The 21,751-nt window shown below is 68.5% G+C and carries 18 protein-coding genes and 1 pseudogene; 4 read left to right on the forward strand and 15 right to left on the reverse strand.

All coding sequences use genetic code 11. The features are described 5' to 3' along the window. Positions 1 to 67: 67 nt before the first annotated feature. The 11 genes and pseudogenes from AC3ERT_RS13660 to AC3ERT_RS13710 form a co-directional block, all read right to left on the reverse strand. Positions 68 to 817, reverse strand: a complete 750-nt coding sequence (locus AC3ERT_RS13660) for a 2OG-Fe(II) oxygenase (protein ID WP_435174215.1) — start codon at positions 815 to 817, stop codon at positions 68 to 70. After that, complete coding sequence (locus AC3ERT_RS13665) at positions 808 to 1,188, reverse strand: acyl carrier protein (protein WP_435174217.1); 381 nt, start codon at positions 1,186 to 1,188, stop codon at positions 808 to 810. The genes AC3ERT_RS13660 and AC3ERT_RS13665 overlap by 10 nt, the downstream gene beginning before the upstream one ends. Further along, positions 1,185 to 2,513: an AMP-binding protein gene (locus AC3ERT_RS13670; RefSeq protein ID WP_435174219.1), complete on the reverse strand. Its 1,329-nt coding sequence runs from the start codon at positions 2,511 to 2,513 to the stop codon at positions 1,185 to 1,187. Before AC3ERT_RS13670 ends, AC3ERT_RS13665 begins: the two co-directional genes overlap by 4 nt. Then, a complete protein-coding gene (locus tag AC3ERT_RS13675) occupies positions 2,510 to 3,808 on the reverse strand; it encodes an MFS transporter (protein WP_435174221.1) in 1,299 nt (432 codons plus the stop codon). Before AC3ERT_RS13675 ends, AC3ERT_RS13670 begins: the two co-directional genes overlap by 4 nt. Before the next feature lie 2 nt (positions 3,809 to 3,810). After that, complete coding sequence (locus AC3ERT_RS13680; protein ID WP_435174222.1) at positions 3,811 to 4,794, reverse strand: biotin synthase BioB; 984 nt, start codon at positions 4,792 to 4,794, stop codon at positions 3,811 to 3,813. Continuing rightward, positions 4,778 to 6,037, reverse strand: coding sequence for a hypothetical protein (locus AC3ERT_RS13685; RefSeq protein ID WP_435174224.1), 1,260 nt, complete (start codon positions 6,035 to 6,037; stop codon positions 4,778 to 4,780). Before AC3ERT_RS13685 ends, AC3ERT_RS13680 begins: the two co-directional genes overlap by 17 nt. Continuing rightward, on the reverse strand, positions 6,034 to 7,560 hold the full coding sequence (locus tag AC3ERT_RS13690; protein ID WP_435174226.1) for a radical SAM protein: 1,527 nt from the start codon (positions 7,558 to 7,560) through the stop codon (positions 6,034 to 6,036). Before AC3ERT_RS13690 ends, AC3ERT_RS13685 begins: the two co-directional genes overlap by 4 nt. An 18-nt stretch (positions 7,561 to 7,578) precedes the next feature. Next, positions 7,579 to 8,424 carry a GNAT family N-acetyltransferase gene (locus tag AC3ERT_RS13695; protein ID WP_435174228.1) on the reverse strand — a complete coding sequence of 282 codons (846 nt, stop codon included), beginning with the start codon at positions 8,422 to 8,424 and terminating at the stop codon, positions 7,579 to 7,581. After that, a complete protein-coding gene (locus tag AC3ERT_RS13700; protein WP_435174230.1) occupies positions 8,417 to 9,787 on the reverse strand; it encodes a B12-binding domain-containing radical SAM protein in 1,371 nt (456 codons plus the stop codon). Before AC3ERT_RS13700 ends, AC3ERT_RS13695 begins: the two co-directional genes overlap by 8 nt. Before the next feature lie 117 nt (positions 9,788 to 9,904). After that, the gene (locus AC3ERT_RS13705; protein ID WP_435174232.1) at positions 9,905 to 10,180 is read right to left on the reverse strand and encodes a hypothetical protein; all 276 of its coding nucleotides are present in this window, start codon (positions 10,178 to 10,180) and stop codon (positions 9,905 to 9,907) included. Positions 10,181 to 10,669: 489 nt separating this feature from the next. Further along, a pseudogene (locus AC3ERT_RS13710) lies at positions 10,670 to 11,700 on the reverse strand (helix-turn-helix domain-containing protein). Positions 11,701 to 11,998: 298 nt separating this feature from the next. Here AC3ERT_RS13710 and AC3ERT_RS13715 point away from each other — a divergent pair. The 4 genes from AC3ERT_RS13715 to AC3ERT_RS13730 are packed head-to-tail and all read left to right on the forward strand — an operon-like array spanning position 11,999 to position 17,345. Further along, complete coding sequence (locus AC3ERT_RS13715; protein WP_435174234.1) at positions 11,999 to 14,296, forward strand: cache domain-containing protein; 2,298 nt, start codon at positions 11,999 to 12,001, stop codon at positions 14,294 to 14,296. Positions 14,297 to 14,311: 15 nt separating this feature from the next. After that, positions 14,312 to 15,724, forward strand: coding sequence for a poly-gamma-glutamate synthase PgsB (pgsB, locus tag AC3ERT_RS13720; RefSeq protein ID WP_435130066.1), 1,413 nt, complete (start codon positions 14,312 to 14,314; stop codon positions 15,722 to 15,724). Continuing rightward, positions 15,721 to 16,203 (forward strand): poly-gamma-glutamate biosynthesis protein PgsC/CapC, encoded by a 483-nt coding sequence (locus AC3ERT_RS13725; RefSeq protein ID WP_335979078.1) that lies wholly within the window; start codon positions 15,721 to 15,723, stop codon positions 16,201 to 16,203. Before pgsB ends, AC3ERT_RS13725 begins: the two co-directional genes overlap by 4 nt. Before the next feature lie 53 nt (positions 16,204 to 16,256). Further along, positions 16,257 to 17,345: an NlpC/P60 family protein gene (locus tag AC3ERT_RS13730; RefSeq protein WP_435130069.1), complete on the forward strand. Its 1,089-nt coding sequence runs from the start codon at positions 16,257 to 16,259 to the stop codon at positions 17,343 to 17,345. 60 nt (positions 17,346 to 17,405) lie between these two features. Here the strand turns inward: AC3ERT_RS13730 and AC3ERT_RS13735 are convergent, their stop codons facing one another. Genes AC3ERT_RS13735 through AC3ERT_RS13750 form a run of 4 tightly spaced genes read right to left on the reverse strand, consistent with a single transcriptional unit; the run spans position 17,406 to position 21,727 of the window. Further along, positions 17,406 to 18,470: an ABC transporter ATP-binding protein gene (locus AC3ERT_RS13735; RefSeq protein WP_435130072.1), complete on the reverse strand. Its 1,065-nt coding sequence runs from the start codon at positions 18,468 to 18,470 to the stop codon at positions 17,406 to 17,408. Continuing rightward, complete coding sequence (locus AC3ERT_RS13740) at positions 18,470 to 19,402, reverse strand: carbohydrate ABC transporter permease (RefSeq protein ID WP_435130075.1); 933 nt, start codon at positions 19,400 to 19,402, stop codon at positions 18,470 to 18,472. The genes AC3ERT_RS13735 and AC3ERT_RS13740 overlap by 1 nt, the downstream gene beginning before the upstream one ends. Then, on the reverse strand, positions 19,399 to 20,379 hold the full coding sequence (locus AC3ERT_RS13745; RefSeq protein WP_435130078.1) for a carbohydrate ABC transporter permease: 981 nt from the start codon (positions 20,377 to 20,379) through the stop codon (positions 19,399 to 19,401). The genes AC3ERT_RS13740 and AC3ERT_RS13745 overlap by 4 nt, the downstream gene beginning before the upstream one ends. A 7-nt stretch (positions 20,380 to 20,386) precedes the next feature. Beyond that, positions 20,387 to 21,727: a sugar ABC transporter substrate-binding protein gene (locus tag AC3ERT_RS13750; RefSeq protein WP_435130081.1), complete on the reverse strand. Its 1,341-nt coding sequence runs from the start codon at positions 21,725 to 21,727 to the stop codon at positions 20,387 to 20,389. Positions 21,728 to 21,751 lie beyond the last annotated feature (24 nt).

Consider the following 21,751-nt stretch of genomic DNA (forward strand, 5'->3'; position numbering starts at 1 on the left):
TCCTCCGGAGAAGGAAGGGGCAGATCAATGGCGTACCGGCCTGCGGACGCCGGCCCGGATGATCAGCTCAGGCGATTACGCTGTTCAGAATGGAGTTCCTGGCAACGTCACGGCTGCGCGCAGACTCGGGTTGAAACTTCTGGTTCAGGTACGCGAAGCCGGTCAACGAACACCTCCGGTTCTCGCCGGCGGTCTGGTCCACCCTCCGAATAGTGTGCAGGGTGTCCGACTGGACCATCACCAGACGGTTGGGGCGCGGAAGGACAGCGACCGGGCTCACCTCGCATGTCCGCAGGATCCTGTTCACCAGGCCCGCGGATTCGCTCGTGGCCGTTTCCCCCCGTTGCGGTCCACTGTCGGCTGCCGACAGGAGCGTGCGCGGTTCACGGTCGAGCAGCATCAGTTCACCACCCCATGAGATGTCCCACTCACGGTGCAGATAGACGATGTACTCTCCACAGCGGCCGCGCCCGGCGTCGTTGTGCCAACCCAGTCGGCTGTTGGCGGGGTACTGCCAGAATGTGAAGGTGAGCCTGTCCCAGTCATGACCAGCTGTGCCGAACACCCCGGTTTCGGCGCGTACGGCCTGGGTGACGCGGGTGAAAACAGCTGGTCGTCCACTCGCGGTCTCGCCGATGGAGGCGGGGAAGTGCATGCCGCGCGTCCGGTGCGCCGGGCCGTCCAGTTCGGCGGAGATCACGCTTCCGGTCTCGCTCAGCGCCGAGCGTTCCATCAGCTCCACTGCCTGGTCGAAGATCTCGGACGGAAGGAAGTCGTCGTACACCACGTAGCGCTCGCCTCGCTCTGTCATTCGCATGGATCGTCCTTCCTCCCGCACGCATCGGTGTCGATGCCGTGCTCCGGTTCGATGCGGAGGGCCGTCTGCGGCCGGATCAACTGGTGTACGTGCTCGCTCCATCCCGCGACGGACCGGTGGGCCCCGTCCAGGAGCGCCGCGTCAGGGAGTTCGATCTCGAAGGCGTCCTCCACCTCGCTTGCCAGGCCCATCCAGTCGACGGAGTTCAGTCCCAGCGCGGCGAAGTCGACCCGGCCCAGCCGCATGTCATCCGACAAGGCGTCAGCCAGGACTCCGCGGACACCGCTGCGCTCCAGGCGGACGGAGACGATCTGGGCCATCGCGTACCTGATGCGCCGCATCTGCTCCCGGTCGGGTGAATTCGCGGTCATCGCCCAGGCCATTCAGCGTCGATAATCTTGATCATGTGGGCCCGGTCGACCTTGCCGCTGACCGTCGTCGGCAACATGTCGCAGTAGACCAGCCGGACGGAGCCCGTACCCGCGGGGAACGCCGAACGGCTCTGCTCCACCTGCGACCGGTTGACTCCCGTACCCTGCACGACGGCGTAGAGATCCTCGGTCTCACTGGCAGAGCGGGCCAGAACAACGGGAAAGACATCCACGACACCGGGTACGTGGCGTATCGCGCGGCACAAGCCATCGAGGTCCACCGTCCTGTCGTTGAGCCTCGCAGAAGAGTGCAGCCGGGCCAGGAACGTCACCACGCCGTCCTGTCCCCTCCTCACCAAGTCGCCGGTGGCCCACTGCGTCACGGGCTTATCGCACGCACCCAGAAACCCCTCGGCAGGAGCGTCGAGGAGCAGGCGCAGCTCGCCTTCCGCTCCTGGTTCCGGTGCCAGGACCGCCACTCCCGGCATGGGCGTGCCGACGGCGTTCTCCGGCAGTCCGGCCGCGCCGATGAAGGTCGGCCCCGTCTCCGAACATCCGTAGTTCCGGGTGAGTCGGACGCCGAACCTGACAGCGAACCGTTCGTCCAGGTCGCGGCTGACACGGCTGGCGCCGACCATCACGATCCGCGGCCCCGCGGACGGAGTTGTCGGCGTGGAGGCGAGCAGGTCAGCCATCGGAGCCGTGAGCGCAACGACACTCGCGGCTTCGACTCGGGCCGCCGCCCGTCGGGCATGTACAAGGCGGCGCGCGTCGAGCCGGGCGCCGGCCATGAGGGCAGCGAACGCCACGCCCCAACCGTAGGAGTGGGTCAACGGTATCGGCACGTACACGGTGTCGTCAGGGCTGAGCAGGAGCCGTGCGCGGTACCCGGCCGCCTCGTTCAGGACACTGGCGCAGCTCCGCCTGGCGATCCGGGGCCGACCGGTGGAACCCGACGTCATATGGAGCACGGCGGTCGAGTCCCCGTCCACAACGGCGTCGGAACCCGCCGGCCGGCACACACGTGCTGTGGGCGACAGTTCGGCTCCGAGCCGGCCGTGCGGCGCATCAGTCAGGCTCGCGCACAGCAACGGGACGGAGTCGGTCAGCCAAGCGGCGAGGACGACCGCGAAGAAGTCCTCCGCACTTTCCTGCGTCAGAGCGATCACAGCACGTTCGCCCGCACAAGCGGAGTTCAGGCGCCGAACGTAGTCGTCAACGCGCGGCTGGAGTTCTGCCAAGCCCACATCATCAAGGCGACCGCCGGCCTCCCTGAGGACCAAGGCCAGTTCGCGACGCGTGGCCGGCGCTCGGTGGGCGGTCATCGAGTAGCCTCCACCACGTCGCGGCTCGCTTCCGTACCGCTGTGGCCTTTCTGCATGCCTCTGCCCGCGATCGAACGCAGGAGCAGTGCACAGGCGGCGAAGAGCCCTGCCATCACGAGCCATGCGGCAGTGTGCCGGGACGAGGCCAGCCAGCCGAACAACGCGGGTGCGACCAGCATGCTCACGTCCAGCCCCATGTTGTAGACGCCCTGGTACTCTCCCACCGACTCGGGCGGCGCAAGTGTGTACACGAGTTCCCAGGACGCGGCTGAGTACAGCACCTCTCCGCCGGCCACCAGGAGACTCAGCAGAACGATCGCCGCTACCTTGGGACCGGTGCCGTGCACGGATCCGGCAACCGCGAACATGGCGAGGCCGCCGCCCAGCAGGATGCCGCCGCGTCGGCCGGCCCGTACTGCGGCCACCGCACCGCTCAGGTTCCTGGAGACCGGAACCTGTAGCAGGAGGACCACACCGATGTTGAGGGCTGAGACCACCGAGACAAGCCACAGCAGGGACGACGCCTGGGCCGAGATCCACAGGGGCAGAGCGACGGAGAACACGGACGAGTAGAGCAGGAGGAAGGCATTGAGTGCTGCCAGTACAAGGAAACGGCCGTCTCGGTACACCGTGCGGCGCCCAGTCTGGCTCGGTGCTCCTGCGATGTCCGCAGTTTCCGCGGCTGTGCTCTGGTCGGCCGGATCATCGGCAATCAGTGTCTGCGGAGATCCGCTGGGTGCGGTGGCGACGAGGAAAGCCGCCGTGCACAGTGTCACGGCCTCGACGACGAAGGACGTACGAAACAGCGCGAACGAGTTGACCGACAGGACCACTCCCCCAAGGCTCAGACCGATGAGCATCGCAGCGTTGCTCACGGTCTTCACCATGGCCCGATAACGAACCCGGCGGTCGGCGGAGATCTCACGCCGCACGAGCGCGCCCATGACAGCGCCGCTGCCCCGACCGCAGATGAAGAGGAGGCAGATCAGACCGAACGCCGTCCAGGCGTTCACCACCGCGAGGAGTCCGGTGGCGGCTGCCATCGTGCAGACCAGACGGGCGTAGGTACGCCGGGCACTGCCGCTGTCGGCAAGACGCCCCGCCAGCGGGCCGGACACCATGCCGCATAAGGCCGCCAGGCTCATCGTCACACCGAAGGCACCCGCGCTCGCATGGAGCTGCCGCACCAGGTAGACCGCCAGTACCGAGGTGGACATCCCCGTACCCAGCGACAGGATCCCGAAGGACAGGATCAGCCGCCGTTCCAGGGGAGGGCGCCGTTCGTTCCGGGACATCATCATGCTCCTTCAGGCAGGAAAGCGGACCCGCGAGTGGCCAGTCCCATGCCGTCTATCACGGTCCGTACGTGATCCAGGCCGACCACGAACCGTTCCTTCCCATAGATGAGGTACCGCCCCGCATTCACGTCGCCGGTAAAATTGCTGGTCATGACGTTCGCTCCAGCGGCAAGGCCGAGAGACTGCCCGCCCGCACCGGTCTTCTCCAGGGCACTGACGGACGGTATGAGAAGGTCCGGGTAGCAGACACGGAGCGTCGCGATGATGTTGAGGGCCAGTTGGAGGTCTCCCGTGGGAGAGAGTACCAACGGGGTGTCCGGCGCCGGGACGAACGGGCTCACGCTGCACATCTGCACGCCCAGCTCGCCGACAAGTTCGATGTCGTCGATCACGCTCTCCAGGCTCTGCCCGGGAAGGCTGGAGATGAGACCGGTTCCCACCTTGAATCCCAGGTCGAGCAGGGTCGTGATTCGTGACAGCCGCGTGTCCAGCTTCTCGTGGCGCAGCCGTTCGAAGAGCCGTGGATCGCTTGTCTCATGTTTGATGATGTAGCTGTTGGCCCCCAACTCCCGCAGTTCCTCATACTGTTCGCGCGAGAAGTTGCCGAGGTTGAGCAGGATCTCCACCTGGCCGTCCCACATGCGCCGGAGAGCCGGAATGACCTCGCGCAAGGTGGGGAACAGGCTCGGCGTCTCCCCGCCCTGCAACATGACGATGTCGATACCCGCGGCCCGGATGTACTCCGCCCGTTCCAGGATCTGCTGCGGGCTCATGAAGAAGCGATCCAGATGGGCAAGGTTGTCCCGCCGCATGGGACAGTAGTCGCAGTTCACTCGGCACACGTTGGTGATCTCGACGACGCCGCGGAGGAGCACCGACCGGTCGAAATGCTCATCTCTGAGCCGGCTCGCCTCGGCGAACAACGCCTCTTGGTCCGTGCCGGTCGATTGGAGCGCCTGTCGGACTTCAGATCGTGTCAGCATCGCTGGTGCTTTCTTCCTCCGGTTCGTCACGGGGACGTGGCGGCGCGCCGGGCACGTCCAGGGTCACAACCGCCTCTGCGGTCAGTGCGGGGTCCCAGTGCCGGCGATGGGTATGGAACACCGTGTCGACGTCGGGCTGGAAGCGGACCGTCGAGGTTTCCCCGTTCACTGCGACCCGGACCAGTTGCCCGGCATCGAGGCGCTCGCTCGTCAGATAGAGCCGGACCTGTCTTGCGCCTTCGGCCCTTACCTCATAGGCGTCATCTCCAGTGCGCTCGGCAACCACCTCGGCTCCCGCCGGGTGGACGCCCGAAAGGGCAACCCAATGAGCCCTGCCGTGTTGGTCGTCCAGGGTCCGGTGGCGCACGTACGCCGGGTCCGGTTTTCTCCTGCGATCCCTCAACCAGGAGGAGAGACGCGCGACCAACGCACCGTCGTCTTCGAAGTGCAGGGAACCGAGCGGATGATCGCCGTCCGGTACCTCGACGTAGGTCAGTTCCTGGTGGCCGGCGTCGCTCAGCTGCGCCACGGAGGTGCGGTCGAACTGCGGTGGTATCCGTTTGTCCCGAGCGCCATGGATGACGAACAACGGTAGGGGCAGCACATTGTGGAGCAGGAAGCGGGTACGCCGGTCGCTGCCGAATGCCTCCCACATCGACAGGGCGCCGTTGATCGGCACCGCTGCCGCCAACCGGGGCCACACCCGCATGGCGAGATTCCAGCATGCCATCCCGCCCATCGAGACGCCGGCCAGCACGATGCGGTCCGGATCTGCGGCGAGGTGTTCCAAAGCCCAGCGCAGGGCAGCCATCGGGAAGTCATCGTCGCGGACACTCCACCTGGGGTGGTGGAAGTGCTTGGCGAAGACACCGCTCACGTCCAGCTTCCCAACGACGCCGTCGAGCAGTTGGGCGTTCGGGCACAGCACCGGCATTCCCAGCCGTTCACTGATTCCGACGAACGACGGCAGCATTCTCGCCCCGGTGTTCGCCGCGCCGTGGAGGACGATCAGTACGGGCGGCCGGGGGCCGGCGGACTCGGGGACATGCACCGCCATGGTGGTGGTCCGCGTACCGAGGCCGAGTTCGACCGTCGAAGTGCCTGCCGCGGGCACCCGGCCCGTGTCGGCCCGGTGAAGGGCCCTCCGGAGGCCGGGGGCGCCAAGGTGCACGCCCTCCTCGTAGGACGGCAGCGGCCCGCACACCGACGCCACCGAGTCCGACCACGCGCTGCTGGAACTCACCGGATCGTTCCGAGCCGCCTGAGCCGGGCGATCTCGGTGTCGACCGCCGGGTCAAGCCGTTCTCTGGTCAGGGCGAACACCACCTTCGCCCGCTGCAGGATGTCGACCGCGCTACCCACCAGCGGCGCCGAGCAGAGCTCTCGCGGCAGCGCGATGGGCTTCACCAGAGGCTCCGCTGTCGGTTTTACAGCATCGAATGTCTCAACTGCCAAGCGGCGCAGGACATCAGCGCAGACGCGCTTGGCCACCGCGCAGGAGTACCGGTCGAGCTTGGTGAGACTGCCGGTGGCCTGGATGTTGCGCGACGGGCACCCACTGTCGCAGATGTCGCGTGCATAGCAGGTCTGGCAGGACTGATGCTGGGACGGCAGGGCCGAGTGCCCGATCTCGTCCTTGCGCACCAGATCCACGAACACCACGTTGCGGTCGGTCGCCCGGCCTACGTTGTGGCCGTACTGCTTGTTGCGAGCGGGGTCCTGCATTTCGGGGCACATAATCAACTCGCCCGTGGCGTTGAGGACATGGTAGGAATCCCCGCCGCTCATCGGTCCGCAGTAGGAGCGGGGCGGACTGGACAGCAGATGCTGGAAGGCATAGCTGAAAACGCTGACGTCGATCCCCCGGGCGACGTCCATGGCGTGCAGCAGGTTCTCCGCGTAGTCTTCGGCTGACGGTTCAGAGTAGCGGGACAACCGCCCCGGTGTCGTGGTACCGACCGGTCCGACCGGCTCGAAATGGATGAAGTCGGCCCCCAGTCCGGCAAAGAACTCCACCGTTTCCCCCATGTGGTGCACGGTTTCCCCCGTGACCGTCGACCGGACGCGGTAGGGGACTCCGGCGTCCGCGAGGAATCTGATGGTGTCGATGGTCTGGTCGACGTTGTGCCGCTTACCGTAGATCCGCTGGCCGCCCTGGCGTTCCGGGGCGGCGTCCATCGACACGGTCAAGGTGAATCGATGGTCGACCAAGTACTGGAGCGCTTCACGCGGCGCGGTGCCATTGGTGACCATGGTGAAGTAGGGAGCGACCTTCTTCGCCGCGCACATCCGTTCGGTGTGCGCGACGACCTTCTCGATGTCACTCATGGCCAGGGTGGGTTCTCCGCCGAAGAAGTTGACCCCGAACAGCTTGTTCTGTGCGCTGGGCCGACGCTCCAGGGTGTGGTCGACGACGGCCATCATGCGGTCTGCTTCCAGGGTAGCCGTGCTGTGCCCCACCTCGCTGAAGCAGTACACGCAGCTCAGGTTGCACCGGTGGCCCACCACCAGGGTGACACCCCAGGGATCGGCTTCAGGCCTGGACAGCCGCGCGTCCCGCAAAGAGGGGTAGCCGGCCAGGACACTACGCCATGGGGCACCAGCCTCCTGGTCGAGCGGAACACGTACGGCATGCATGGATCTCGGTAGGACGAGGTACAGCCACTGGCCGTCGCGCACAGCGGGATGGCCGTCCAGCAGTTCGGCGACCGCCGTCGATCCGTCACGGGCGTCCCGCCTATGGGCTTCGGGAGCTTGCGTTCCCATCGCTTGTCCCTTCTGAGGTCAGAAATCGTATCGGCCGACGTGCACCGGCCGACCACTCACCCTGCGAGCCTTACGACCGCTCAGCCACAACATCAATGCGATTTCCGAAATCGGCACCGGGATCTCGATCTCCGGGATTCCCAGTGCGACCGCGAACGGCGCGATTTCGTCCAGGAGGGCTGCGACCTCGCTTATGCCCGCGCACGGGAGCCCGCTGAGGAGCAGGCGGTCCCGGTCGAGAACTGCTCTGCGGCCGGCGGCCAGCGAATGACTAGACGACGGCCGGACGGACAGCAGGTCCGGCACCAAGGCCCGCCCGGGGTTCTTGACGCGATCGGGGTCGAGAAGGTCCTCGAACCGCCCGAAAGCGACGGCTCGTGAGGGTGGGTCACCTCCTGTCCGTTCGGCTCCGGGCAAGGCCGAAAAGGGCAGTGCGAACAGGTGGAGCGGGTCCCCTGCCGGCTGGAGTCTCAACCGTCCGGCAAGCGCGAGTTGGGCCGGGCTGCCAGCTGAGACCCAGGCGGCGGCCCCGCGCAGTCCCGCTCGCCGTGCCATCCGGCGCAGCGCGAACGCAAGACGGAGAGCATGGTCGCCACCGCGGGCCTCGGGCTGGACGAAGACCCCCTTGAGAAACAGGTAATCGCCCCAGCGCAACGAACGGTGGACTGCGGCAAGAGTGCCGTCGGGTCGGCGTCGCCCCACCCACCAGTAGCGGTCGCGGTCGGCCAGTTCCGCTTCGAGAACCCCATCGGTGAAGCGGTGCCCGGCCACCAGGGAGGCAATCTCGCCAACGTCACCGGGACCGAGGAGTTGCTCGTCTTCCACTTCCCGGGGAAGTGCGGACCCGGATGAAATATCAAACATCCGAGGGACCCCGGGTCAGCGCCAGGTAGGGGAATCCGGTCGGTGCGATCCCAGCCGATCCCTCGGGATAGGGAACCTTGGTCATCTTCTTGCTGGCGATATTTCCGATCATGATGTGCAGAAGCCGTTCGTTGGGCAGAAACTGACCATCGAAGTACTTGATGACCCAGCCGAACAGTTCGGGATTCAGCGGATAGAAAGTCGGCTCGACGAGATCGTCGTCCGGAATTCCGACCTGGCGGGCAAGCGCGGTGGCCGGTAGGACCCGAAAACCTATATTGAGCACGGGCTCACCGGTGCGGAGGTGCTCGTTCACGTACTCAGCCGATGCGCGGACCGTTTCTTCGGTCTCACCCGGGCCGCCAAATACCAGGTTGACCCGGGTCTTGAGCTCATGTGCGCGACAACGCTCGATGAAACGGGTGACATGCCGGGTGTCGAAGCGCTTTCCCAATCGCCCCATCATGGCAACATCCAGGCTGTCCGGCGAGATCAGGACGGATTCGACGTTACTGCGGGACACGAGTTCGGCAAATTCATCGTCAAACGGACGTGGTGCGAAGTATCCGGTCCAGGTGAGGCCGGGCAGCTTGAGATCGGCAAGCAGTGAAACCACTTGCTTGGCGAACCGGATTTCGCTGTTGAATATCGCGTCGGTGAAGAAGATCCGACGTACTCCCGCCTCGTATATTCCACGGATTTCATGCTCGATCAGCGAGATGGGCTTAAGGTCACCGAGGTTGTCACCGCTGATGTGCGCGTACGGACAGTACACGCATTCCTGGTAGCAGGTCTTTCGTTTTGTCTCGATCCCGATCATGGCGGCGGGCAGACTCGCATAGGCTTGGAGCAAGGAAGTCGGATGAGAGAGGCGTTCGGTCAGAAATCCTTCGTAACGGCCACCCTTGAGGTTCTCTCCGCTTCCCCGGTATTTCTCCGGGTCGGCGGCGATTTCCAGTATCGCCGACTCGCCTGGGCCCACCACGCCGGCATCCAGCTGGAGCCTCTTGAGCAGAGCACTGCCGAACAGGCTGTAGCCCGGGCCGCCCGCGACCATCACAGGGGGCTGCGGACCCGCCGCCGTACGAATCCTCTCGATAAACTGCTGATAATAGCGGACAAATCCTTCGCGCGCCAGGTCGATCGGATCGATGTTCCGGATCGAAAATCCGATGACATCCCATTCCCGGGAGACCCAGGAAAGATCTTCGAAATCCTTCGGATTCTCCACGAAGTCTACCAGCAGCGTTTCATGCCCGGCTTGCTCAAGAGCAGCCTGCAAACAACGCGAACCAATAGGAAAGATCGGCTCGTTCCCGGGCATCGGCATACTTGCAAGATTCACCAGAGCAATACGCGCCACGATGACTTTCTCCTCAAGGAAACTCGCCGGATCGGTGGGAATCGGACAACCAGTCTCGAAGGACCCGAACAACCGAACGCGCCCGGCCAAATCAGATTCGGCCGGGCGCCCGAGCGATCAGCCGCAGGTCGGCGCCGACACCGCAACGATCACATCGGGGTGGACCAGTTCTGCCAGCCGGTCACAGATGAGGTCGAAGCGCTTCGGGTCGCTCTTGATGAAGAGCTCGACGCTCTCCTTGTCGAGGTGCAGACCGGCGAGATCCAGCATGTCACCGGGGTTCGCGGTGAGCGCGTTTGCGAACTCCTCGTCGTAGCTGAGACGCCCGATTATCGCGTCGAAGACGATACCTGCGGAAGTTGTCTGAGTTCCCTCAGCAACAGGAGCTACCATAGTTTCAACCTTTCCCGTGCGACAGATTATCGGCCAATTTGGCGAGGGAATCTGCGCGGCGATTTGAACGGTCGACTGCCGGCAAGCCACGCCTCTTACAGGTTGTTGGTTGAACGGTCGGCTGTCAAGGCCACCGGCGTGCGCTGTACGTCGGGTACGTGGCATGGCAAACGATGCGGCGATCTGAACTGCGGTTTTTGCGATTCCTTGAAATTCCAGGCAGTCGCCGACAGAAGATCAGGTCATGCGGATGCAATTGCAGATGGAATTTTTAATTCCGCTTCCATACGACCTGGTGCTGATCGAAGGACGTGACGCGGGCGAAACATCAGCGGTCGCCGGGAGAGCCGAGGCCGGCGACAGGCGGCCCCTTCGGCACCGAGGTGCCGAGCGTCCGCACGGCAGCGGCGTCTGGCGGGTCCGGCCCCGCCAGACGCGGGTGTCGGCTTCGTGCCCTAGTGCGCTGTCCACGAACGTTCGCCGGGTTGGTCAGGCCGCGTTCGGGCGTGGGTGTCCCCATCGCTGCTGGCGTTCGCTGCGGGCCTTGGCGTGTTCGCGGCGCTGGGCGGCCAGGACGTCGGGGTGGCGCGCGTTGGCGTTGCTCCACCGCAGGTAGTCCTGGAGTCTGCGAGCGAGCACCGTGTGGTTGGGGTGGTTCGAGCCGCCCATGACGAAGGTGCGCAATGGTCCGAACCGGGCTTCGATCGGGTTGGCCCACGACGCGCTGGTCGGGGTCAGGCACAACTCGACCTTGTTCTTCTTGGCCCAGGCCCGGATGGCCGGGGTCCTGTTCGCCGAGTGGTTGTCCACGATCACGTAGATGGGGGCGCCGTCGGGACGGGCAGCGCGGATCGACTTCAGCGCCGCCAGACTGTGGTCGCCGCCCTCGCGCCGGCGGGTCACGCCCCATGACTGGTCCCTGCCCAGGGAGTAGCAGCCATGGAAGTACCGGATGCCGTGGGTGCGGTGATAGGTGGCCGGCAGCCGGTCCGGCTTCTTCTCCTGTGCGCAGCCGGAGCCGTGGCAGGGCCGGATGGACAGCGGGCCGAACTGGTCGAACGCGAAGCACCGGTCCAGGAAGTGGCTGGTTTCGTGCAGCACCTGCCGCAGCCGCTCGCGGCCTATGCGCACCCCGCGGCCGGCTTGCGGGCCAGGTAGTCGCACAGTTTGCGCAGACTCCAGTGCGTGAAAGGGCGTCCCAGCGCCGTGGGGCGGGCCGTGGCCGTCGCGATGATGACGTCGCGGTCGTCATCGCTGATCAGGCGGGGACGGCCTCCCGCCCACCGAGGGGCCAGCGCGGCCAGGCCTTTGTCGTTGAAGGCATGGATCACGTCCCGGACGGTGTCCTCGTGCCCGGCGACCAGACGGGCGATCGCTGTCACGGGGGTACCTGACGCCGAGGCCATGATGATCAGCGCCCGGCACACCCGCACCGATTCATGTCGGCCCCGCCGAACAATCTGCTGCAGCCGCTGCCCCTCCTGATCAGTCAACCGCCGTGCCCTGACCGGCTCCGCCATTCGCAACCTCACCCTCGACGGCGATCACGTCGCCAACCACGATGAGGCCACCGACCCCAGCACCCACCGGGCCCAGCCCCCCGGTGAACGGCGGTGTGACGTTCGTCCGACTGCGGGCAGACAGTCCCGTGCGGAAGCGATCAGTCCGGTAAAAATGTGATAATCATTCGCTCATCATCCGGCTACCGTGCCGGCGTTGTCGTCGCGCGGCCGTGGGCCTCGCCGCCAGGAAGAGGACCCTGCCCTGCTCACGGTCGATCCAGCGCCGCGGCGCCACCGCATCCGCTGGCGCGCTGACATGCCCCTGCTCGGCGGTATACGACCGCCGATCGCCATCCTGCTGTGCCTGCTCCTCGCGGTGGCCGGAACCACCGTACTCAGCATCGCGCTGACCGGCCGGCACGACGTCCCGCAGGCCGCACGCGACGCCGAGGGCGCGATCGCCGCCGACACCGCCGAGTCGCTGCGCACCTCGGTGCAGACCGAGGCCGACGCACTGCGGCACACGGTCCGCACCTACAAGACAGCCGACGGCGGCAGCACGACGGCGGCGGTCAAGGCGATGCTGGCCGCCCGGCCGGACGCGCGGGGCGCGGCCCTGTTCGACCCGGTCACCGGCCGTGAGGCGGCCGCCGGCGGCGAGACGCTGCCGCTGGCCGGGGTCGACGTGGTGGCGCAGGACCGCGACCACCGCGGCGGCGGCATCCCGGCGCGGCTGACCCGCGCCACCGGCACCACGCCCCGGCTGCTGTTCTTCAGCCGGATCAGCCTGCCCGACACCAGGAAGAGCGCGACCGCCTCCTCGCGCCGGACCTGGCTGCTGGTGCTCTCCGAGCCGCTGACGCTGCCGACCGTGCACGGCGACGGGCGCACCGCCCGACTGGTCGACGTCGACGGCAACATCCTCAACACCGGTGCCGCGGGCACCGCGACGCCCACCGCGGCCGACCGCGCGCTCGCCGAGAGCGCCGCCGACACCGCGCACCACGCGCCGCACACCGGCGACGCCGACGACGGCACCTCCGGAAACCTGCTCGGCGCCGTGTCCGGCGGCCACCGCACCCTGGCCGGCTGGGCCGCCGTCGCCCCCGCCGGGACCTCCGACGACACCAGTGACCTCGGTCTGACCGTGCTCACCTCCCGCCAGGTCACCTCCTCCAGCGCCGGCGCGGACCATGTGCGGTTCGCCGCCGAGGCCGCCGCCGCGCTCGCGGCGATCGCCCTGCTGATCACCCTGGTGCTGACGGTCACCCTGCAACGCCCGCTGCTGCGGCTGCACCTGTCGGCCGCCCGGCTGGTCCGCGGCGCGCAGAACCTGCCGGGCACCGGCGTCGAGGAGGACGACCTGACCCGGCCGGTCCCCGTGCCGCGGTTCGGCGAACCCGCCCGCGTCGGGCGCGCGCTGGAGGCGATCCGCCGCCAACTCGCCGACGGCACGGGCCCGATGCGGCCGCCCCGGCGCCGCCGCCCCGGGGCCCGCAGCGTGCTGGCGCTGTGCGCGGTGCTGGTCGCCGCCTGGTCGCTGCCGATGCTGTTCCTGGTCAACCGGGCGCACGCCAGCACCACCATCCCCTCGATCGTGGTCGCCGACCAGCAGGCCCGTACCCAGGCCGCCGCCGACCGGGTCCGGCAGTCGCTCGGCCAGCGCTACACCGACCTGACCGCGCTGGCCGGCACCCTCGCGGGCCGCAGCGCCGCGGGCGACCGCACCCCGATGCGGCAGGTGCTGGACGCGCACCCGCAGTACCGGTCGCTGTACGTGCTCGACCGCAGCGGGGCGATCCTGGAGCGGGTCGGCGCGAAGCCGCTGCGCACCATCACCCACACCCCGACCGGCAGCGGCATCACCACCGTCAACACCTCCGGCCGTATCCCCTCGATCGCCGCCTACGTGCAGATCCCGCCGGCCGCGGCGGGCGCCGTGGTGACCGCGCACGAACCGGTGGTGCTCTTCGGCGAGATCGACGTGCACGCGCTGGACCGCACCCTGTCCCGGCCCAGCCTCGGCCATGTCTGGCTCACCGACCAGCGGCACCGGGTACTCGCCGCGAACGTCGGGTTCCGCGCGTTCCAGTCGCTGCCCGACGACCGGCTGACCAAGCTCGCCGCCCGCACCGAGGGCGCGGCCGGCACCGCGGGCAGCCCCCGGTCGCAGGTGCTCGACTCCGGCGCCGCGCCGATCGGCAAGCCGTCGGTGGCCGCCGCGACACCGCTGGCGCAGTCGGGGCCGGCCGCCGGGCTGGACTGGCGGGTGGTCTCCTCGCGGCCGGCCGCCTCGCTGCGGCTGACCGCCTACCAGGTGCAGTGGCGCACCATGCTCGCCGGGCTGCTCGCGCTGAGCGTCGGCGTCGCCTGCCTGGGCTGGCTGCACATCGTCACGGTCCGGCCGCTGCGGTCGCTGGCCACGCTCGCCGAGCTGCTGGCCGGCGGCGACCGGCGCACCGTCCTCTACCCTGTCAACCACGACGAGACCGGCTCGGTGACCCGCAGCCTCGAACTGCTCCGGCAGGCGCTGGCGGCGAGCGACCGCCCGTCCGGCCCGGGTGCCCGCGTCCCCGTACCGTCGGCCGCCCGCGACACCGCGCCACGGTCTTAGCAGAAACGAAACGACGTGCTGTTCCTCTATCTCGTGCTGCTGACGTGCTGCACCGTGCTGCTGGTCGCCGGTGTGGTCGAACAGCGCCGCCACAATGCCTCGCTGGACCAGATACCCACCCGGGTGCTGGTCAACGGCATCCGCGGCAAGAGCTCGATCACCCGGCTGTGCGCGGGCGCGCTGCGCGGCGGCGGCCTGGTCACCGTGGCCAAGACCACCGGTACCGCGGCCCGGTTCATCCACCCGGACGCCACCGAGGAGCCGGTGTACCGCAAGTTCGGCCTGGCCAACGTGGTCGAGCAGATCGGCATCGTCCGGCGGGCGGCGACCTACCAGCCGGACGCGCTGGTGATCGAGTGCATGGCGGTGATGCCGGCGCTCCAGGAGATCAACCAGGAGAAGCTGATCCGCTCCACCATCGGCGTGCTGTGCAACGTCCGCGAGGACCACCTCGCCGAGATGGGGCCGACCCTGGACGACGTCGCCCGCTCGCTGTCGCGGTCCATGCCGGTCGGCGGCATCTGCGTCACCGCCGAACGCGACCGGCTGCACATCCTCAAGGAGGAGGCCGCCAAGCGCGACTGCCGGCTGATCGCGGTCGATCCGGAGACGGTGACCGACGCGGAGCTGCGCGGCTTCAGCTGGTTCACCTTCAAGGAGAACGTCGCGATCGCGCTGGCCGTCGCCGACCTGCTGGGCGTGGACCGGCAGACCGCGCTGCGCGGCATGTGGGACGCGCCGCCGGACCCGGGTGTGCTCTCCGTCGAGCGGTATGTCACCGCCGAGGGCAAGCGGGTGCGGTTCGCCAACGTCTTCGCCGCCAACGACCCCGAGTCCACGCTGATGAACGTCCGCCAGCTCGAGGACCTCGGCGCGATCCGCCGCCCGCTGAACGTGGTGATCAACTGCCGCCCGGACCGGGTGGAGCGCAACGCCCAGATGGGCGCGATCATCCCCGACCTCGCCCCGGACGCGGTCTTCCTCATCGGCAACCCGGTCAAGAGCGCCCGCGACGGCATCCCCGCCGAGTGGACCGGCCGCGTCGTCGACCTGGGCGGCGACCGCCGCGACCCGCACCTGCTGACCCGGGACATGCTCGCCGAACTCGCCCCGAACTCCTCCCTGGTGGCGATCGGCAACATCCACGGGCAGGGCGAGCTGTTCCTGGAGTGCCTGGCGGAACTGCCGCTGGACGACACCGACGAGCCGGTGATGTACGTCCCCGAGGGCAACCCCGAGGACACCCTCCAGATCGCGGTGGCCCGCCCGCCGGAGCCGGAGCCCTTCCAGTGGGTGGCCGCGCTGGACAACCACACGCCGCACAGCCCCTACCCCGCCCTGCCCGCACCCGTGCCGCAGGCGCGTCCGGACCAGGCGTACCCCTACGACTCCGACGACCGCGCCCCCATGATGAGGAAGCCGCTGTGATCCCCGCCGACGTCACCCCGCAGATCGCCGCCCTGGGCATCGGTCTCGGCCTGGTCTTCTCACTGGTCTGCTACCTCACCACCAACCTGTCGCCGGGCGGGATGATCACCCCGGGCTGGCTGGCGCTGACGCTGATCACCGACGCCGGCCGGGCCGGACTGATGGTCGGCGTGACGGTCCTGACCTTCGGCGTGACCAAGCTGCTCCAGCGCAACGTGATCCTCTACGGCAAGCGGCTGTTCGCGGCCGTGGTGCTGGTGGCGGTGCTGCTCCAGGCCACGGTGATGCTCAGCCTCCAGCACGAGTACCCGCTGCTGTACACCACGCAGACGCTCGGCTTCATCGTGCCGGGGCTGATCGCCTACCAGATGGTGCGCCAGCCGATGGCGGCCACCGCGATCTCCACCACCGCGGTGACACTGGCCGCGTACGTCGTGCTGGCCGCCGGGCTGCTGCTCGGTGTGCTGCCCACCACCTGATCCCACCTCCCACCCGACCGCAACCGCCGCCGAAACCCCGAGGAGACCGTGTCATGAGTCCCGATCCGTCGCAGCACGGCGCCCCGGCGCGGAAGTTCGGCCGCCGGGGTGTCCTGGGTGCCATCGCGGGGGTGGCCGCGGCCGGCGCGGTCGGCGGGTACGCCGCCTCCCGCGGCGGCAGCGGTGGCGGCGACGGCGCACAGGCCGCCGCCCCGGCGAAGGACGGCGCGTCGCCGACGGCCGTGCCCACCGGCGGGTACCGGTACGAGCGGCTGTCCAAGCCCGCCCGCACCGTGGTGCGCGCCGCCGACGGCGGGGTGCTGGCCACCTTCACCGACGGCGCCCGCACCGCGGTGCTCACCGGCCCCACCCGCACCTGGAGCGAGCCGCGCACCACCACCGCGGTGGTGCGCAGCGACGCCTGGGTGCGGCTGATGGACAAGGAGTGGAGCCACGGCCGGGAGAAGACCGCCTGGTTCCGGAAGTGGTTCCCGAAGACCCTCGCCGACCGCGGCGCCGACGTCATCGCCACCGCCTTCGAGTACGGCGACGGAGCGCCGGTCCGCCACAACGCGGACGGCCTGCGCTACGCCGGGGACGCGGCCTTCGGCCCCAAGGTGCCCGGCGAGTCGCAGACGTCCTTCCACTACCGTGACGAGAAGTCCGACTTCTACGACTACCTCGGCATCCCGTGGACCTTCCCCGACGGCACCCGGATGACCCCGGAGAAGGCGCGCTACGGCGACGTGGACTGCTCCGGCTTCATGCGCCTGGTGTGGGGCTACCGCAGCGGCTACCCGCTGCACACCACCAACACCCCGGGCATCGGCCTGCCCCGCCGCGCCTACGCGATCGCCGCCTACGCGCCGGGGGTGCTGCTCATCCCGGACACCAAGCAGCAGCCCACCGACCTGAGCATGCTGCAACCCGGCGACCTGGTGTTCTTCGCGATCAACATCGGCAAGCCGCTGGCCATCGACCACTGCGGGCTCTACCTGGGCCTGGACGACCAGGGCCACCCGCGGTTCTACTCCAGCCGCTCCCAGGCCAACGGCCCCACGATGGGCGATCTGGCCGGCGTCGCCCGGCTGGACGGCAGCGGCTTCTACGCCGAGGGGCTGCGGGTCGCCCGCCGGCTGTGACCGCCCGGGGCCGCCGGGCCGCCGGGCCGCCGGCAGCCTGCACCCGGCGGCGGCCCGGCCTCAGTCGGACAGCCGCCGGGTGCCGTCGGCGGTGAAGACGTGCCGGCGGGCGCCGGTGATGTCCACGCCGACCTCCTGGCCGGGCCGGACGTCGAGGAAGCCCGGGGCGCGGGCGAGCAGTTCGACGCCGGCGACGGTCACCGCCACGTCGGTGGCGTGCCCGAGCGGCTGGATGAGCTTGACGCTCGCGCGCACGTCGCCGTCCGCCGGCTGCTGGTGCACGACCAGCTCGTCCGGCCGCAGCCCCAGCCGTACCGAGGGCTCGGTGATGCCGTCGCCGGGGACGGTGATCCCGGTGCCGGGTACGGCCAGCCGGCCGCCGTCGAGCACGGCGTCGAACAGGTTGATGGACGGCTTGCCGACGAAGACGGCCACGAACTCCGTCGCGGGGCTGTGGTAGATCTCCTCGGGGGTGCCGTACTGCTCCAGCCGGCCGCGGCTCATCACGGCGATCTTGTCGGACAGGGTGAGGGCTTCCTCCTGGTCGTGGGTGACGTAGACGCTGGTGGCGCCGAGTTCCTGGTGCAGCTGCTTGAGTTCGGTGCGGGTGCGGTCGCGCAGCAGCGCGTCGAGGTTGGACAGCGGCTCGTCGAAGAGGAACACCGCGGGGCGGCGGGCGATGGCCCGGCCGAGCGCGACGCGCTGGCGCTGGCCGCCGGACAGGTCCTTGGGCTTGCGGTCCAGGAACGGTTCGAGGGACAGCCGCTCGGCCGCGTCCCGGACCCGCTGGTCGATGTCCGCCTTCGGGGTCTTGCGCATGCGCAGGCCGAACGCCATGTTCTCGTAGACGGTCATGTGCGGGTACAGCGCGTAGTCCTGGAAGACGAACGCCAGGTCCCGCTTGTCCGGCGGGAGTTCGTCGACCCGGCTGCCGTCGATGGTGATGGTGCCGCCGGAGATGTCCTCCAGGCCGGCGATCATGTTGAGCGTGGTGGACTTGCCGCAGCCCGACGGTCCCAGCAGCGTCACGAAGTGGCCGCGCTCGACGGTGTAGGAGATCTCCTCCACCGCGGAGGTCTTTCCGTCGTAGGACTTGTGGACCCGGTCCAGAACGATTTCTCCCATCAGCCCTTCACAGCTCCTTCGGTAAGGCCGCGCACGATCCAGCGTTGTGCGGCGAGCGCCAGCAACATGACCGGCAGTGTGGTGATCACGCCGGCGGTGGCCGCCGAGGTGTAGTCGTTGGCGAACAGCCCCTGGAACGACGCCGTCTTGACCGGGAGCGTCGTGGCGTTGCTCGCGGTGAGGATCTTCGCGAGGAAGAAGTCGCTCCAGGCGGTGATGAAGGCGAAGACGCCGGTGGCCGCCAGGCCCGGGGCGGCCAGCGGCGCCGCGATCCGCCACAGGATCTGCCACCGGTTGCAGCCGTCGATCCGCGCGGCCTTCTCCAGGCTGAGCGGGATGTCCTCGAAGAAGCCCACCATCATCCAGATCACCAGCGGCAGGATGAACGCGGTGTAGGTGATGACCAGGGCGGCCGGGGTGTCGAACAGCCCGAGCATCCGGACGACGATGAACAGCGGCACCGCGAGCACGATCACCGGGATCGCCTGGGTCGACATCATCGCCAGCAGCAGGACCTGCTTGCCGCGGAAGCGCAGCCGGGCCAGTCCGTAGGCGGCCACCGAGCCCAGCGCCAGGCAGATCAGGGTGGTGAGCAGGCCCACCACCGCCGAGTTGAGCATCGGCTGGAGGAAGCTGCTCTGGCTGAGCAGGCGGGAGTAGGAGGAGAAGGTGAGGTCGCCAGGGCGCAGCCTCGGGTTCTCCCGTTGCAGGTCGGCCGCCGGGAAGACGCTGTACACCAGCATCCACAGGAAGGGCGCGACGAAGTACAGCAGGGCGACGACGAGCAGGAAGCGGTGCAGCACCGTGACGGCCCGCTTCTTCGCCCGCCGGGACAGGCCGCGGCGGGTACGGGGCGCGGGTGCGGGCGCCGACGGGGCCGGGGCGGTGCCGGGCGCGGCACCGGGTGCGGGGGCGGTGCGGGAGGTGTTCACGCGGTCTTCCTCCTCATGCCCCGGGCGACGAACCACGACGGCGCGCGGAAGAGCAGCATCCAGAAGACGGCGATCAGCAGCACCAGCGCCATGATGCTGATGGCGATGGCCGCGCCGTAGCCGCGGTCGAGGTTGCTGAAGGTCGTCAGGTAGGCGAAGAAGTTGATGGTGGTGGTGCCGCCGGCCGGTCCGCCGGAGCCGCCGGTCAGCACGTAGATCGTGTCGAACACCTTCAGCGACCACATGCTCTGCACGATCAGCGCGAACAGGATCGTGGTGCGGATGCTGGGCAGGGTGATGAAGGCGAACCGGCGGATCGCGCCGGCGCCGTCGATGCTGGCCGCGCGGTAGAGGTTGGCCGGCACGCCCTGCAGCGCCGCGATGAACAGCAGGGTCAGGAACGGCAGGAGCTTCCACATCTCGGCGAAGATCAGCACGTTCATCGCCGAGGTCGGCGAGGAGAGCCACTGCTTGTTGGTGTCGATGACGCCCAGGTGCCGCAGGACCGTGTTGGCGATGCCGGTGTCCCCGTCGAAGATGAGGTGCCACATGATCCCGTTGACCACGGGCGGCACCGCCCAGGGGACGAGGAGCAGCACCCGTGCCAGGGCCCGGAAGCGGAACTGCTGGGTGAGCAGCACCGCCAGGCCGATCGCGAGCGCGACGCCGGCCAGCACGGTGATCACCGAGAAGTACACGGTGCGGTTCAGCGCCTCGTGGTAGGCGGGGTCGGAGAACAGCTGGTGGTAGTTGTCCACCCCGACGTACGGGTGCACGGGGCTGATCTTGTCGTTCCACTGGTGCAGCGACAGCCAGCCGGCGTAGCCGATCGGGTAGGCGAAGAGCGCGAGGACGACCAGCACGGCGGGCGCCATCAGCAGGAGGTTGAACCGCCGGTTGCCGCGTTCGGCGCGGCCCGCGCCGGGGCGGGGCGCGGCGTGCGGTCGGCTGGGCGGGGTCAGCGTGGTTGCCGGCATGGGTGACCTACTTGTACTTGGCGATGATCGTCGACGCCTGGTCGGCCGCCGTGTCGAGGGCCTTCTTGGGGGTGGTCTGGCCGAGCATCGCCTTGGTGATGCTGGTGGAGAGCTGCTGGACCACGTCGCTGTACCAGGGCGCCCCGAAGCGCTTGATCTGGTAGCGCGACTCCTTCAGGTAGGTGCTGACGATCGGCAGTTCGGCGGTGACCGCCTTCTCCTGGAGCAGCGAGGAGGTGACCGGGAACCAGCCCTCCTTCTGCACCATCTCCCGCTGCACCGCCGGGGTCGTGACGTACTGGAGCCACTTCAGCGCGGCGGCCTTGTTCTTGGAGTAGTTGTTGATCGCGAAGCCCTCGGAGCCGTCGATCGAGGCGGATCTGACCGAGATGCCGGGGAGTATCCCGCTGCCGACGGCGGCGGCGCCGAGTGCGGTCTTCGCGGCGGCGACCGGGTACTGCGAGGGCCAGTTGAAGACGATCGCGGCCTTGCCGTTGGCGAACAGGGTGTTCAGGTCGCTGGAGTTGGTGATCTGGAGGCTGGAGGGGCTCATCACCTTGTCGGTGCGCAGCAGGCGGACCAGCCGGTCGAGGGCGTCGACGCCCTTGTCGCTGTTGAAGGCCGGCTTGTCGTCCGTGCCGTACATCGTGCCGCCGTTCAGCAGCAGCACCCGCAGGAAGTTCTGGTAGGCGCCGTCGGTGTTGCCCATGTCGGCCGCGTAGCCGTAGACGCCGCCGCCGGTCAGCTCCTTGGCGGCCGAGACGAAGTCGGCCCAGTTCGCGGGGGCGGTGTCCGGTGCGAGGCCGGCCTTGTCGAAGAGGTCCTTGTTCCAGAACATCGTCTGGGCGCTGGCGAACTTCGGCAGGCCGTAGACGGTGCCGCCGTAGGAGACGGCGTCCAGCGCGGCCGGCAGCACGCCCGAGGGGACGGCGGACTTCGCCAGCGGCTGGAGCCAGCCGGCCCGGCCGAACTCGGCCGACCAGGCGGCCCAGGTCATCACCACGTCGTAGGAGGAGTCCTGCGCGGAGAAGAGGGTGGCGAGCCGGTCGTGCAGGTCGTTGAAGTTGGCCTGCTCGTACTTCTCGACCTTGATCCCGGTGTCCTTCTCGAACTGCGCGACGACGCCCGAGCCGAAGATCTTGTTGGTGTTGTCGTCGAGAATGCGGATGCTGCCGCCGGCGGTGGAGCCGGGGGCCAGCGGGCTCGCGGAGGCGCTGCTCACGGTGCTGCCGCTCCCCGAGCAGGCCGTGAGTCCGGCGGCGGCGATCAGGCCGCCGCCGAGGGCGAGCGCCGAGCGGCGGCTCGGCAGCGAGTGCGAGGACTGCGGGTGCTGCGAGGGGTGGGCCATGGTGGCTGCTCCATAGGGGTGGCG

It is taken from the genome of Actinacidiphila sp. bgisy145 (assembly GCF_057708125.1).